The organism is Micromonospora sp. NPDC048887 (assembly GCF_040649715.1).
GTDB lineage: Bacteria > Actinomycetota > Actinomycetes > Mycobacteriales > Micromonosporaceae > Micromonospora.
Genome location: NZ_JBEZGA010000008.1, coordinates 22,897 through 37,184 on the forward strand (window position 1 = coordinate 22,897; position 14,288 = coordinate 37,184).

The window sequence follows — 14,288 nt, forward strand, 5'->3', positions numbered from 1 at the left end:
GCTCAGCCGAGCTGCGCGATCAGCTCGTCGACGCTGGTCACCGGACGCTGGCAGACGAAACCCCGGCAGACGTACGCGGCGGGCTGCCCGCCGACGAACGGCCGCCCGGCCAGCAGCGGCACCCCGGGCTGGTCCGGGGCACCGGCCACCACCACCGCGCCGGGCGGGGCGTGGCGCCGGGCTGCGGCCACCAGCGGGTCGCCCTCCGGGTCGCCGGTCGCCACCGCGATCTCGTACGGCCCGGACAGCAGCGCCTCGCCGACGGTGGCCGCGTACCCGGTGAACCGGGCGTGCCGGTCGACGATCGGCGCGACAGTCGTCAGCGTCTTCTCGGCCGCCTCCCGGTAGCGGGGCTCCCCGGCCAGCGCCGCGTACGCCACGAGCGCCGCGACGATCGCCGAGCGGCCCGACGGGGTCGCGTTGTCGGTCGGGTCGGCGGGCCGGGTGACCAGGCGCTCGGCGTCGTCTGCGGTGTCGTAGAAGGCGCCCTCCGGGCCGGCGAACCGGGCCAGCGCCACGTCGAGCAGCTCACCGGCCAGCGTCAGCCACCGCCCCTCGCCGGTCAGCTGGTGCATCGCGCAGAACGCCTCGGCGACGCAGCCGTAGTCCTCCAGCACCCCGGCGGGCTGACCCACGGCCCTGTCCCGGGAGACCCGGCGCAGCCGGCCGTCCACCAGGTGCACGGCGGCCAGGTGCTCGGCGGCGTCCCGCATCGCGCCGTCGGAGACGATCAGCACGCCGTCCATCAGGTTCGCGTCCTCGTCGTCGGGCGACACGAGAAGCGCGGCGACCTGCTGGAACTCCGCGATCGCGGTGATCGCGAGCCCGTTCCAGGCGGCCACCACCTTGTCGTCGCGGGCCGGCTGGGGGCGGGTGTCGCGGGCGGCCAGCAGCCGGCCCACCACGTCCTGCCAGCGGGCCCGCACCGCCGGGTCGGCGTCGTCGACGTCCCGGGCCAGCCGCAGCACGCTGGTGCCGTGCTCGAACGTGCCGTCGGCAGTGACCTCGAACAGGTCGGCGGCGAACCGGCCGTCCGCCTCCCCCAGCACCTCGGCGAGCTGGTCGGGCGTCCAGACGTAGGTGAGCCCCTCGACGCCCTCGGTGTCCGCGTCCAGCGCGGAGGCGAAGCCCTCACCCGCGCGATGCAGCTCGTCGGCGAGGAACCGGGCGGTGTCGCGGGCCACCCGGCGGGCCAGCCGGTCGCCGGTGAGCCGCCAGAGCTGGGTGTAGACGCGCAGCAGCAGCGCGTTGTCGTAGAGCATCTTCTCGAAGTGCGGCACCGTCCAGTGGCCGTCCACCGAGTAGCGGGCGAAGCCGCCGGCGAGCTGGTCGTTGAGGCCGCCGCGAGCCATCGCCTCACAGGTGTGCCGGACGATCTCCAGGCTGCGCGCCGAGCCGGTGCGCTGGTAATGCCGGAGCAGGAAGAGCAGGTTCATGTGCGGCGGGAACTTCGGCGCCCCGCCGAAACCGCCGTTCGTCTCGTCGTACTCCCGGGCGAGCTGGCTCGCGGCGGCGTCGAGCAGGTCGGCGGTGAGCGGGGCGGTCACGCCGCCGACGGCCTGCGCGCCGCCGATCGCCTCGACCACGGCGGCGCCCTGCCGCAGCACCGCCTCCCGCTGGTCGCGCCAGGCGGTGGCGACCGAGCCGAGCAGGCGGATGAAGTTGGCCCGGGGGAAGTAGGTGCCGCAGAAGAACGGCGTGCCGTCCGGCGTGGCGAAGACCGTCATCGGCCAGCCGCCCTGCCCGGTCATCGCCTGCGTGGCGGTCATGTAGACCGCGTCGACGTCGGGACGCTCCTCGCGGTCGACCTTGACGCAGACGAAGTCCTCGTTCATCAGCCGGGCCACTGCCTCGTTCTCGAACGACTCGTGAGCCATGACGTGACACCAGTGGCAGGCCGCGTAGCCGACCGAGATGAGCACCGGCACGTCGCGCCGCTTCGCCTCGGCGAACGCCTCGTCGCACCACGGCCACCAGTCGACCGGGTTGTCGGCGTGCTGGAGCAGATAGGGCGAGGTGGCCTGGGCGAGTCGGTTCACCACCCGACCCTAACCGTCAAGCGAGTCCACCGTCGGTGCGACGCCACCCCGGCAATGTGCCAGCCACCACCGCGCACGCCTACTCAGGAGGAGGTTCGACTCCCCGAATCAAAAGCTGCGCGAGGACGTCGCGCGCCCGCTCGGCGGTTCGGCTGATTCGGGCGTGCACCTCCGCCTGCTCGTTCAGCAGATCGAGGTGGCGCACGATTGTCTCCTGACGTTCCGTGGACGGCACGAGAACGGGCATGCTGCCCAGGGTGGACGCATTGAGGGCAGGAATTGCGGTACCCGCGCGGTTGTGCTCGAACCAGTCCTGAATCTCGGGCAGAGTCAGGTAGTAGACGAGGTATCGGGAGTTGATCCGGTGTGGGCGTAGCCGGAGGAGCCCCGTCGAGAACAACCAGCCCTCGGACTCCTCAGGCACCCAGGCGATCCGACCTACGGTACCGGTGCGCGTGACCAGGACATCGCCGCGCAAAACGCTGTAACGAGTTAGGCGAGCCGCCACGTCGTGCCGAACGCGAGCTAAGCCTTCCGAGCGTACGCGGCCGTCGACGAGGTCCTTGGGCATGATCATCGGGTGCCCCTCGGTTTGACGGTCTCCCGACCCCACCGTCGCACCCGACGGCCCGGATCGGATATCGACCACGTCACCCAATCGCACCTCAGGCCATCCCGTCGGCACGGCTCTGTGTTCACTCATCCGCCACCGAGCCCCTCCAGCATCTCGTGCGCCTCGGAGTCCACGGCTTTCGCCCGATCGACCAGCTGGGCCAACTCCGCGCGTACGACAGTCAGGTCGTGCCACGAGACTCCGACTGTCTGAGAGGACTCGGCCGCGACGTAGGTCGACGGCAGTAGCGAGTAGTCCCGGGTGGAGATCAATGCCGGGGAAACCACGGCGCTCATACCGGCTGAAGGCTCGAACGGAACACCCGTCGGGGAGGTAGACCGCCAGCGCCGGTACTCATCGACAATCGACTTGATGTCTTCGGGCCGAAGTGTCCTGCGGCCGCGGGATGCCGCCTCACCGGCCGTACGAGCATCTATGAACAGCACATCGGTGGCGCTTCCCCTCGGCCTCCGGATGAGCCAGAGCGTCACTCCGATGGTGGTCTCGGCGAACAGGCCGGCCGGTAGCGCCACCACTGCGGCCACCGCCCCCGCTTCCACCAAGGCCCGTCGCATCTCTCGATCGGCTGTCCCCTTGCCGAAGGCGGCCAGTTGAGGCATGACGACGGCTCCTCGGCCGTCCTCGGTGAGCGACGAGATGGCCGATTGGAGCAGGGCCGTCTCCTTCCGCCGGGCCGAGCCGAAAGGGCCGTTGGCGGCGGCTTCGTTGGGTAGAGCCCCGAAGGGAGGGTTTGTCACCACCACGTCGGCACTGCCGCGCACGCGTGGCTCTCCCTGCTCGATCAGCTCCAAAGGTGACCCGTCGAATCCGTGCATGGCGACGTTCATCCGCGCGAGTTCCACCATCCGCGGATCGGGATGCGTACCGGCGATCTTGATCGGTGCCACAGGCAGCTTCCCCGCCGACCGGGCCAGTTCCACCAAGAGCTCCCCGCCGCGACAAAACGGATCGACGCATCGTTCTCCGCCCGCGACCGGACCAACTAGGTCACCGATCAGACGAGCAAGTGACCTGGGCGTGACGAAGGCATAGCGGACCTCCTCCGCCAACCGGTCGAAGGCGTAGTCGAAAAGCGTCGCGACATGGTCGTCCTGCAGGGCCCGGGAGGGTGCCGCTGAACCGGCGAACTCTGTGAGGATGCCAATCACTCCTGCCAGGGTCTGCTGGGCCGTCGGCGTCACGGTGGTGAGGTGTCGCACCGCTCGGGCGGCATCGGGCAGCCCGGACAACTCGAAGGACGACGAGAGACGCGCCGGCGTGTCCGCGACATCGGACTCAGCCGCGAACACCTGCCAAACATCCGGTCGAAAACGCTGGACGAAAATCAGCGCCAACAGAACCTGCCAATAGTCGCCGTCCCTAGCCGTCGTTCTGGACAAGTCGTGGAGCCGCCAGACGACGTCGTTCAGCGCTCGCCGGCCGTCTGACCCGACGGCAGCAGGCGAGGCTCGCCGGGAATCGTTTCCCGCCGCCGTCGCCACCAACCGGTCACCGTATGTCGTTCCGGGTGTTTCGCCCGCTCGAAGTCCCTTGGTAGGAATCTGCCTTGACGCTAGCCAGGCGGCCACCTCGTCCCTGCGGAACATCTCCCCGTCCGCGGTGGGGAGAGGTTTCGGGAAGTCCTGGTGACGTCGCTGCCAGTTCGTCACGGCAGGCCGCTCCACACCGGCGAGCCGCGCGATCTCGGATCGCGATACCAAGTGCGCCTGCGCCGGACCCATGCGCGTCCTCAGAACCGTGGCTGCGTCCGGCACGACCGGACGTCATCGCGCCTCAACAGGACTGACGGGACCCGGTCCATGGCCCGCACCACTTCGACGACGGATCCATCGACTGCCGCCAACAACTGGTACAGCCTTCGATGGTCAGCTGCGAGATCCCGATGGTGGATCGGCTCGTGGTGCATTATGCGGTTCCGCAGTAGACGCATGGTCTCGAAAGATTCGTGGAGGCGTCCACGGGAACCGGAATAGCCGGGAAATGCTTGGTTCAGGGCAGGCACCCAGAGCAATCGGTCGTACCGGGACCCCGGCCGATTACTGAGTAGCGACACCCAGAATCCGAAGCTCAACTCCGCGACCACGTCGTCTGCCCCCGGCGCCAGCACGCCGCGACGGCCGAATCGGCGCCGGCACTTGTCCGCCGCTTCACGCACAAGACGCGACCCGTGTTCGGTCAGCGGCGCAACGGCCCACCAGTCCGGCCTGTCGTAGTGACTGGCGAGGCGTCGGTGCAGCGCGTTGCGCAGCGCGATCTCGAGGCAATGCAAGGGGCCGTAGAAGGCCGCCGAAATCTCGATGTTCCACCAGTAGAGAGCCACTGCCTGATCGTGGTCTCCCGCCACGGCCTCCACATACGGCCGCATCCGAGCTACCGAGAACGAGCGCCTGATCCAGTCCGGCAGGTCGGCAGGCATCACTGCGGCTCCATCCGAGAGGTGTGTGGGCAGGGCGGTGTGATATCTTGGGCCGGTAAGCCCCGGGTCCGCCTCTGCTCTGCATGCCGCCCGGGGCACGGCTCTTTCTGGGGAAGCTGCCAGCGACCGGCCCCCGGACAGGTAAGAACTTACCGCCTCCAAGTCCGATTCAGCAAGCGTATTCGCGTACGCATGCTGTTAACCCCTCTCAGGGTCAGGAGGCGCCGTCGGCGCGCAGCGGGAAGACGTTGCCCCGGGCGGAGTCCCGCAGCGACCCGAGCACCGCGCCGATCTTGTCGGCCGGCATCGGCTTGAAGAAGTGGTAGCCCTGGGCGGCGGTGCAGCCCAGCTCGGCCAGCGCGGTGCGCTGCTCGGCGGTCTCCACGCCCTCGGCCACCACCCGCAGCCCCAGCTCGTGGGCCAGGCCCACGGTGGTCCGGACGATCGCCGCCGCCTCCGGTGAGTCGGCCATCCGGAGCACGAACGAGCGGTCCACCTTCAACTCGTCCACGGCGATCCGGGTGAGGAACGTCAGCGACGAGAAGCCGGTGCCGAAGTCGTCCACGGCGAGCTGCACGCCCATGGCGCGCAGCGTCGCCAGCACCTCGTCGATGACCTCCAGCTCACTCATCACCACCGTCTCGGTGATCTCCAGGACCAGCCGGTGCGGCGGCACCTGGTGACGGAGCAGCGCCTCCTCGATCTCGACGGGCAGCCGCGGGTCGAGCAGGCTGCGCGCGGACAGGTTCACCGAGATCGGCACGTCCAGCCCGTCCCGCGCCCACCCGGAGGCGACCGCCAGCGCCTTGTCCAGCACGTACCGGGTGAAGCTGCCGAGCTGCTCGCTGTTCTCCACCGGCCGGATGAAGTCGGCCGGGCCGAGCCAGCCCCGGCGCGGATGCCGCCACCGGATCAGCGCCTCCACCCCGGTCGGCGCGCCGGTCGCCAGGTCCACCGCCGGCTGCAACGCCAGCACCAGCTGGTCGTCGGCGGCCAGCGCCTCCCGCATCTCCGCCAGCAAGGCCAGGTGGTCGGTGCTCGCCGCGTCGCGCGAGCTGTCGTACGCGGCGACGCTGCCGCCGCCCTCCTTCGCCTGGTACATGGCGATGTCGGCACGCCGCAGCAGCTCGGTCAGGTCGGCGGTGCCCGCGTCGGCCACCACCACACCCACCGCCACCTCGACGGACATCCGTACCCCGGCCACCTCGGTCGGTGCGGCGAGGCGCTCGGCGACCTCCCGGGCCTGACGCAGCGCGTACGCCAGCGGGGCCGTCCGGTCCTCGACCAGCGGAACCGAGGTCAGCAGGAGGGCGAACTCGTCGCCGCCGAGGCGGCCGAGCAGGTCACCCGGCCGGGTCAGCGCGGCGAGCCGGTTGGAGGTCAGCCGCAGCAACTGGTCGCCCGCCGAGTGCCCCAGCGTGTCGTTGACCTCCTTGAACTGGTTCACGTCGAGCAGCAGCAGGGCCACCGGGTGGTCGTGTGCGCGCTGCCGCAGCGCCTGGTCGCCCTTCGCGAGCAACGCCGACCGGTTGAGCAGGCCGGTGAGCTGGTCGTGCACCGCGTCGTACGACGAGCGGGCGGTGACCAGCCGCAGCTCGCGGTGCGTGGCGGCGTCGTGCAGCGCGGCGGCCAGGGCGTCCCCGAATGCCGCCACGCCGTCGCGTTCCCGGGCACTCGGCGGGGCGGACCGGGCGAACCGCACCCGCAGGCGGCCGACCTCGGCCGAACCCACCGCGAGGCGCCGCACCAGTTCGTGCTCCCCCACGCCGAGGCCGGCCGACGGTTCCACCTCCCGGTCGCGTACCTGGCCGCCGCGGTCGGCCCGGTAGCGGCGCCAGCGTCCCTCGCCCCGGGCCACGTCCACCTCGACCAGTTCCGCGCCGAACAGGGTGAGCGCGCCGGTCACCGCGGCGGTCGCCACGCCACGCTCGTCGAGCTGGTTGAGTGCGGCGGTGGCCTCGGCGAACGCCCGCCAGGTCCGCCGCTCCTGGTCGGCCCGGAGCCGGTGGCGGTAGGTCTGCTGGAGCAGCCAGAGCGGCGGCGGCAGGAGCAGCAGCCAGCGCGCGTCGAGTTCGAGCAGCGCGACGACCACCAGGCCGACCGCCACGTTGCCGACGAACATGAGCAGCTTGCCGCGCAGCGCGGCGAGCAGCGGCGGGCCGATCGCGATGCCGTGCCGCAGGGCGAGCGCGACGGCGCCCAGGAAGGCGGTGGTCAGCAGGTAGGTCACCGCGGCGGCGCTGAGCGTGAGCGCCAGCTCCGGGGTGGGCGCGGCGAGCAGCGGCGCCCCGAGCGCGGTGGCCACCGCCGCGGCGAGCGCGGTGGCGGCGGTCAGCGAACCGGCGATCCCCACCAGTTCCAGGGCGGGACGGCGGTCGGAGAGCACCGACATCACGGTCCAGGCGGCACCCACGCCGAGCAGGGCCGCGGCCGGGAGCCAGCCGGCCGGCACCAGCCAGAGGCAGACCACCAGTGCGGCCTCACCCCAGGTGATGCTCACCATGCCCGAAGCGGTACGGAAGCGCAGCCGGGCGAGCTGGGCCACCGCGAACGCGGCGACGGCGATGCCGAACCGCGCCGGACCCGGCAGTGGGTGGCCGGCCGGCAGGTACGCCGGGACGGTGAGGCCGAGCACTGCGGCGAGCAGACCGGTCAGCGCGACCGCGACGGTGAGCAGGACCACGCCCGTCGGTGTCCCGCGCAGGCCGATCCGGTCGGGGGAACGGTCGGCCGGCTCGGTGGTCACGGGGCCGCCCCGTCGACGGGTCGGGCCGGGGCATGGCCGGGGGCCGGTGTTGCCATCGACATCGGCGTGCCCCTTCCGCGCAGGGTCCGGTGGCCTGACGGTCCCCCCGGCGGAAGGCTAAGCCAAAGCCGGTGGTCGCAACAGGGGGCGACGACCGGCTTCGACGTGATTCATGCGGTGTTCAGCTGTTGCGGCGCTGCTGAGAGCCGTTTGACGCGTTCGTCGGTGAATCCTGCTCGACGAGCCCGTCTGTCGGATCGGCGACTGCGGAATCGGCCCGGCCCGGGCCGCCCTGCTGCGGGAAGCGGTCGGGCAGCCGGCGCAGCCGGGCGTTCATGTTGCGGATCAGCAGGACGGTGACGGTGGCCAGCGCGACGATGAGGAAGAGGCCCATCGGACCGGCCAGACCACCCGTGCGGGTGTCACCGAAGTTGTTCTGCGCGAGCACCTCGACGGTGGTCAGCATGGTGTTCCTCCGATGTGCGGCTGAGCACCAGGGTAGACCCCGGCCAGGTCAGTGGGCACGGCACGCCTCCCGTACGCCCGCGAACAGGTCGGACTCGGGCAGCGGGCTGTCGACCAGTGACCTGGCGAGTTGGAAGTCCTCCGTCGGCCAGGCGCGCTTCTGCAGCTCCATCGGCACCTGGAACCAGAAGCCGTCCGGGTCGATCTGGGTGGCGTGCGCGCGCAGCGCGTCGTCCCGGACCGGGAAGTAGTCGGCGCACTCGACCCGGGTGGTGATCCGGGCGCCCTTGTCGGGGCGCTCGTCCCAGCGCTTCATCCAGTCGCCGTACGGCGATTCGAGGCCGGCGGCGAGCACCGCCTCGTGCAGGCTCATGATCTTGGCGCGGGAGAAGCCCACGTCGTAGTAGAGCTTCAGCGGCTGCCACGGCTCGCCCAGCTCGGGGTGGCGGTCCGGGTCACCGGCCGCGTCGAACGCCGCCACGGTGACCTTGTGGGTCATGATGTGGTCCGGGTGGGGGTAACCGCCCTCCTCGTCGTACGTGGTGACGACGTGCGGGCGGAACTGCCGCATCAGTCGCACCAGCGGCGCGGCGGCGACGTCCACGTCCTGGAGCGCGAAGCAGCCCTCCGGCAGCGGCGGCAGCGGGTCGCCCTCGGGCAGCCCGGAGTCGACGAAGCCGAGCCACGCCTGCTCGACGCCGAGGATGGCCCGCGCCGCGTCCATCTCGGCCCGCCGGATGTCGCCGATGTTCGCCCACACGTCGGGGCGGTCCATCTTGGGGTTGAGCACACTGCCCCGCTCGCCACCGGTGGCGGTGACGACCAGGACGTCCACCCCCTCGGCGACGTATTTCGCCATGGTGGCCGCACCCTTGCTCGACTCGTCGTCGGGATGGGCGTGCACCGCCATTAGACGCAGCTTCTCTGCCACCTTCGGCGCTCCTCGTCTGTGCCCGCCGACCGACCCGGGGCCGGGCGGCTGACCTGCCGGAATCTCCCCCCGCGCCCGCGAAAGCCCCCGTGACGGCCGGTCGGGGGCCGCCACCGGAGTGGCCAGGGCCACGCCCGCCGGTCCAGGCCGACCTGCCATCCTTGACTCAGCGCCGGGCTGGGAAGATGGACCTAGCCATTCTTGCCGATGCCGCCGACAACAACGCCAGGAGACAGCCGCCGGTGAGCGAGACGCACGCCACAGTCGCCGCGGAGGCCCCGGCCTTCCCGCCGGGCCGCTACGGCCGCCGCCGGGAGCCGGGACGCCGCCGTCCGCTCCTGCTCGCCCTGACCGTCACGGTCCTGCTGGCAGTCCTCGGGCTGGGCGCGGCGAAGCTCTACTACCAGTACGGCGACCCGGAGTACCAGGGCGAGATGATCAGCTACTCCGACATCACCGACTCCCGGGTGGCTGTCGACTTCCGGGTCACCGTACCGCCGGGCGGTTCGGCCACCTGCCTGCTGCGGGCCCGCTCCCACGACGGGGCCCAGGTGGGCAGCGCGGAGGTCACCGTGACCGCCGACCCCGGCCAGCGCCACATCCGGACCCGGCAGGAGGTGCCCACGAGCGCCCGGCCGTTCATCGGCGAGGTCCTGCGCTGCCGGCCGGCCGGCTGACCCGGACCGCCGGCGAGTCGCCGGCAGCCACACCCCGGCCCGTCACCGCCACCCGGGGTGATTGATCACACCTCGACGCGTACCGCACTGGTAGCCTTGCAAGTTCACCTGTCAGCCAGTCCGCACCAATCGAGGAGATCGCCTGTGTCCACAAATGGAAACAAGGCGCCCGCCACCTGGCTGTCCCAGGACGCCTACGACCGTCTGCAGGCCGAGCTCGACGAGCTGATCGCCAACCGGCCGGTCATCGCCGCCGAGATCAACGCCCGGCGCGAGGAGGGCGACCTGCGGGAGAACGGTGGCTACCACGCCGCCCGCGAGGAGCAGGGCAAGGCCGAGGGCCGCATCCTCTACCTCAAGGAGCTGCTGCGCACCGCAAAGGTCGGTGAGGCTCCGGACACCGACGCGGTGTCCCCGGGCATGGTCGTGAAGATCTACTTCGACGACGACGCCGACGACAGCGAGACCTTCCTGCTCGGCTCCAGGGAGATCGCCTCCACCACCGACCTCACGGTCTACAGCCCCGAGTCCGCGCTCGGCAAGGCCATCCTCGGCGGCAAGGCGGGGCAGACCTGCACCTACACCGCGCCCAGCGGCGCCGATATCAAGGTGACCATCGTCTCCTTCGAGCCGTACAGCGGCTGACCTTCCGGACCCGCGCCGGATGGCTCGGGTCCCGAACCCGACCGAGGCTGACAGGCCCTCCTCGGACCCGAGCCGCACACCCGAACGCCCCGACCGGATCATCCGGCCGGGGCGTTCGCGTTCCGCCGAGTGGCTCAGCCCTCGCCGGTGAAGACCACCTGGTAGCCGCTGGCCCGCAGCGCGCTGATCAGCGTGTCAGAGTGCTCCACCCCGCGGGTCTCCACGGACAGGGCCACCTCCACCTCACCGAGGCGCAGGTGCGGGTTGGCGCGCTGGTGCACCACGTCCACCACGTTGGCCCGGTGCTCGGCGATCTCGCCGAGCAGGGAGGCGAGCTGGCCGGGCCGGTCCGTGCAACGCACGGTGATCCGCAGGAACCGGCCGGCCGCGGCCAGGCCGTGCTCGATCACCCGGAGCATGAGCAACGGGTCGATGTTGCCGCCGGAGAGCACAGCGACGACCGGGGCGCTCACCTCCACCGCGCCCGCCAGCAGCGCCGCCACGCCCACCGCGCCGGCCGGCTCCACCACCTGCTTGCCGCGTTCCAGCAGCATCAGCAGCGCCCGGGAGATGTCCTCCTCGGAGACCGTCACCACGTCGTCGACGAGCTTGCGGACGTGGGTGAAGGTCAGCTCGCCCGGACGGCCGACGGCGATCCCGTCGGCGATCGTCGCGAACGAGGGCAGCCGCAGCGGCTCACCGGCCCGCAGCGAGGGCGGGAAGGCGGCGGCGCTCGCCGCCTGGACCCCGATCACGCGTACGTCGGGACGCAGCGCCTTCGCCGCCACCGCCATGCCCGAGACCAGCCCGCCGCCGCCCACCCCGGTCACGATGGTGCGTACGTCCGGGCACTGTTCGAGGATCTCCAGCGCGACGGTGCCCTGCCCGGCGATCACGTCGGCGTGGTCGAACGGGTGGATGAACACCGCGCCGGTCCGCTCGGCGAACGTCTGCGCCGCCACCAGCGACTCGTCCACCGTGTTGCCGACCAGCTCGACCTGCGCGCCGTACCCCTTCGTGGCGGCCACCTTCGGCAGCGGCGCGTTGACCGGCATGAAGACGGTGGCGTGCGCGCCGACCAGCCCGGCGGCGAGCGCCACCCCCTGGGCGTGGTTGCCGGCGCTCGCCGCGACCACGCCGCGGGCCCGCTCCCGGTCGGAGAGCCGGGAGATCCGCACGTACGCGCCGCGTACCTTGTACGACCCGGCGCGCTGGAGGTTCTCGCACTTGAGCCAGACCGGCCCGCCCAGCGCGGCGCTGAGCGGCCGGGACGGCTCCAGCGGGGTGGTACGGGTGACACCGGCGAGCAGTTCCCGCGCGGCCTGCACGTCGGCGAGGCCGACCAGTTCCGTCATGCCCCGATCGTGCCACCCGGCCCCGGTGGGATTTGCGCCGACGTGGCCGACGGCGCGGGCGGCACCGGCGCGACGGAAGAGGCCCGGTCGGGGTGCCCCGGCCCGCCCGGCTGACCGGGCCACGCCGGCTGACCCGGCCACGCGGGCACGGCCCGGGCGAGGCGGTCCTGCTGGGCGGACGAGATCCGGCGGATCAGCACGACGAACGCGATGCCGGCGACCAGGCACGCCGCCGCCGGCACCAGCCGGGGCACGAGCGCCTCCTCGTAGAAGCGCACGTACATGCCGAACTCCGCGTCGTTGCGGGGCAGCTCGGTCAGCCGGTCGTAGCGCTGCTGCTGGGCCCGGGCGACGAACCGGTCACCGATCAGGAACACCAGCCAGCTCGCCCACCACACCCCGACCAGCCACGACTGGCGGCCCCGCCAGACGCTGTTGCGGAGCAGGTCGGCGAGCACCCGGGCCGGCACGACGAGGTTTGCCAACGGGACCAGCCAGCCGGCGATCGCCCACGCCGGGCTGAGATTCGGCGCGGTGCCCGGGAAGGCGTCCAGGTTCTTGCGCGCCCGCCAGGTCCAGATCACCACGAGCGTGCCGGCGGTCAGGAGTGCGAGCAGGTAGGGCAGGGTGAACAGCACGTCGGCCAGCACCGCGCCGAGCAGCATGTCCCGGTCGAGCTGCTCGGCGGCCGAACGGGCCATCCGCACACCCACCAGCGGGGACAGGGCCGCCAGCAGGTAGAACAGGGCGGCCGCGCCGACCGCGAACGCGCTGGCCACGGCCAGACCGCGTACGCCGTACGTGGGCGTGCCGGGGGTGACGGCGGGCTGACCGACGCGGGTGCCGCAGCGCCGGCACTCCTCATAGGCCGGGGACGTGGCGTCCCCGCAGGTCTGGCAGTGCATCGGGGACCGTCCGAGGTGGAGTGTGCGACAGAGGTGCGCACACGTTAGACGATCACGCGGTGGCCGGCGACCCCGTTCCGGCGCGGGGATAGCCGGGCGCGTGCCGGGCCCACGGCGCCTGCATCTCGAACTGACCGGCCACGCCGAGCAGCAGCAGTTCGGAGCCGGGCGGGCCGACGAACTGCACGCCCACCGGCAGGCCGTCCGGGCGGCGGCCGACCGGCACCACGATCGCGGGCAGCCCGGCGATGTTCCACGGCGCCGCGTACGGGGCGTACCTGATGTTCGTCGACATGTTCGCCAGCCAGGAGCGGCCGGACCACCCGGCGGCCTCCGGCGGCGGCCCGGCCAGCGCCGGGGTGAGCAGCAGGTCGATCGAGTTGTCCGCGAAGAAGTTCACCGACCGTTCGCGCCAGGCGGCCCGGTCGGCCTCCCGCACGTACCCCCGGCGTTGCGCCCACTCGCCGAGCGTGACGTGCCGGCGGCTGCGCCGCTGGAGCTGGCGCGGCGCCACCCCGGCGGCGCGCACGTCGGCGGCGGCGGCCGCGAACCAGGTGGCGATGCCCTGGAGACCGAGCCGGGTCGGGTAGACCGGGTCGGCGGGCACCGTGTCGTGACCGGCGGCGGCCAGCAGCCGGCCGGCGGCGGCGACCGCGTCCCGGTTCGGCGCGTCCGGCGAGATGCCGCGTACCGGGGAGCGCAGCGAGACGCCCACCCGCAGCCGGGCCGGCGGGACCAGCTTGTCCGGCCGGCGCCCGGCCAGCACCGAGAAGCCGACCACCGCGTCGGCGACCGTGCTGGTGAGCATGCCGTGCTCGGTCAGGCCGAACCAGTCGTCCGCGCCGAGCTGGCAGGGCACCACGCCCCGGCCGGGCTTGAGCCCGACCAGGCCGCAGCAGGCCGCCGGGATGCGGATCGAACCGAGGCCGTCGTTGCCGTGGGCCATCGGCACCAGCCCGGCGGCCACCGCGGCTGCCGCGCCACCGGACGAGCCGCCGGGGGTGCGCGCCTTGTCCCACGGGTTGCGGGTCACTCCGGTGTCGTCGTCGGTGAGAGCCCACAGGCCCAGCTCCGGCATCCGGGTCACGCCGAGGATCACCGCGCCCGCGCCGCGCAGCCGCCGGACCACCTCGTGGTCGGCCTCCGCCACCTCGGTACGCATCGCGGCCGACCCGTTCCAGGTGGGCAGGCCGGCCACCGGCGTGTTCTCCTTGACCGCCACCGGCACCCCGGCCAGCGGCAGGTTCGCCAGTTCCTCCTGCTCGTCGACCTTCTCCGCCTCGGTGATCGCCTCGCCGCCGCGTACCGTGCGGAACGCGCCCAGCTCACCGTCGACGCGGTCGACGTGGTCCAGGTGGTCGGCGACGACCTGGGTGGCGGAGACGTCGCCACGGCGGACCGCCCGGGCGATCTGTTTCGCGGTCGTCCCGACCCAGGTCGTCGGCAAGATCTCCGGCACTGCCACCCTCCCCAGC

General features: G+C 72.2%; 12 protein-coding genes. 2 read left to right on the forward strand and 10 right to left on the reverse strand.

The genetic code is table 11. The features are described 5' to 3' along the window. Positions 1 to 2 precede the first annotated feature (2 nt). The 7 genes from AB0C17_RS14520 to mca all read right to left on the reverse strand — a co-directional run bounded on the left by AB0C17_RS14520 (position 3) and on the right by mca (position 9,231). The gene (locus tag AB0C17_RS14520) at positions 3 to 2,039 is read right to left on the reverse strand and encodes a thioredoxin domain-containing protein (protein WP_357478827.1); all 2,037 of its coding nucleotides are present in this window, start codon (positions 2,037 to 2,039) and stop codon (positions 3 to 5) included. A gap of 79 nt (positions 2,040 to 2,118) precedes the next feature. Continuing rightward, positions 2,119 to 2,742, reverse strand: coding sequence for a restriction endonuclease subunit S (locus tag AB0C17_RS14525; RefSeq protein ID WP_357381752.1), 624 nt, complete (start codon positions 2,740 to 2,742; stop codon positions 2,119 to 2,121). Next, positions 2,739 to 4,394, reverse strand: a complete 1,656-nt coding sequence (locus AB0C17_RS14530; protein WP_357478829.1) for an N-6 DNA methylase — start codon at positions 4,392 to 4,394, stop codon at positions 2,739 to 2,741. Before AB0C17_RS14530 ends, AB0C17_RS14525 begins: the two co-directional genes overlap by 4 nt. Before the next feature lie 8 nt (positions 4,395 to 4,402). Next, positions 4,403 to 5,089 (reverse strand): hypothetical protein, encoded by a 687-nt coding sequence (locus AB0C17_RS14535; protein ID WP_357381747.1) that lies wholly within the window; start codon positions 5,087 to 5,089, stop codon positions 4,403 to 4,405. Between the two features lie 214 nt (positions 5,090 to 5,303). Beyond that, positions 5,304 to 7,799 (reverse strand): bifunctional diguanylate cyclase/phosphodiesterase, encoded by a 2,496-nt coding sequence (locus AB0C17_RS14540; protein WP_357479024.1) that lies wholly within the window; start codon positions 7,797 to 7,799, stop codon positions 5,304 to 5,306. A 217-nt stretch (positions 7,800 to 8,016) separates the two neighbouring features. After that, positions 8,017 to 8,301 carry a hypothetical protein gene (locus tag AB0C17_RS14545; protein WP_357381745.1) on the reverse strand — a complete coding sequence of 95 codons (285 nt, stop codon included), beginning with the start codon at positions 8,299 to 8,301 and terminating at the stop codon, positions 8,017 to 8,019. A 48-nt stretch (positions 8,302 to 8,349) separates the two neighbouring features. Beyond that, on the reverse strand, positions 8,350 to 9,231 hold the full coding sequence (mca, locus tag AB0C17_RS14550; protein ID WP_357381743.1) for a mycothiol conjugate amidase Mca: 882 nt from the start codon (positions 9,229 to 9,231) through the stop codon (positions 8,350 to 8,352). Positions 9,232 to 9,473: 242 nt separating this feature from the next. Here mca and AB0C17_RS14555 point away from each other — a divergent pair, with 242 nt between their 5' ends. After that, positions 9,474 to 9,908, forward strand: a complete 435-nt coding sequence (locus AB0C17_RS14555; RefSeq protein WP_357381741.1) for a DUF4307 domain-containing protein — start codon at positions 9,474 to 9,476, stop codon at positions 9,906 to 9,908. Positions 9,909 to 10,052: 144 nt separating this feature from the next. Next, positions 10,053 to 10,553 (forward strand): transcription elongation factor GreA, encoded by a 501-nt coding sequence (greA, locus tag AB0C17_RS14560; protein ID WP_357381739.1) that lies wholly within the window; start codon positions 10,053 to 10,055, stop codon positions 10,551 to 10,553. 134 nt (positions 10,554 to 10,687) lie between these two features. Here the strand turns inward: greA and ilvA are convergent, their stop codons facing one another. Genes ilvA through AB0C17_RS14575 form a run of 3 tightly spaced genes read right to left on the reverse strand, consistent with a single transcriptional unit; the run spans position 10,688 to position 14,278 of the window. Then, positions 10,688 to 11,908, reverse strand: a complete 1,221-nt coding sequence (ilvA, locus tag AB0C17_RS14565) for a threonine ammonia-lyase (RefSeq protein WP_357381737.1) — start codon at positions 11,906 to 11,908, stop codon at positions 10,688 to 10,690. Beyond that, complete coding sequence (locus AB0C17_RS14570) at positions 11,905 to 12,813, reverse strand: DUF4328 domain-containing protein (RefSeq protein ID WP_357381735.1); 909 nt, start codon at positions 12,811 to 12,813, stop codon at positions 11,905 to 11,907. The genes ilvA and AB0C17_RS14570 overlap by 4 nt, the downstream gene beginning before the upstream one ends. A 52-nt stretch (positions 12,814 to 12,865) precedes the next feature. Continuing rightward, on the reverse strand, positions 12,866 to 14,278 hold the full coding sequence (locus AB0C17_RS14575; protein WP_357381732.1) for an amidase: 1,413 nt from the start codon (positions 14,276 to 14,278) through the stop codon (positions 12,866 to 12,868). Positions 14,279 to 14,288 lie beyond the last annotated feature (10 nt).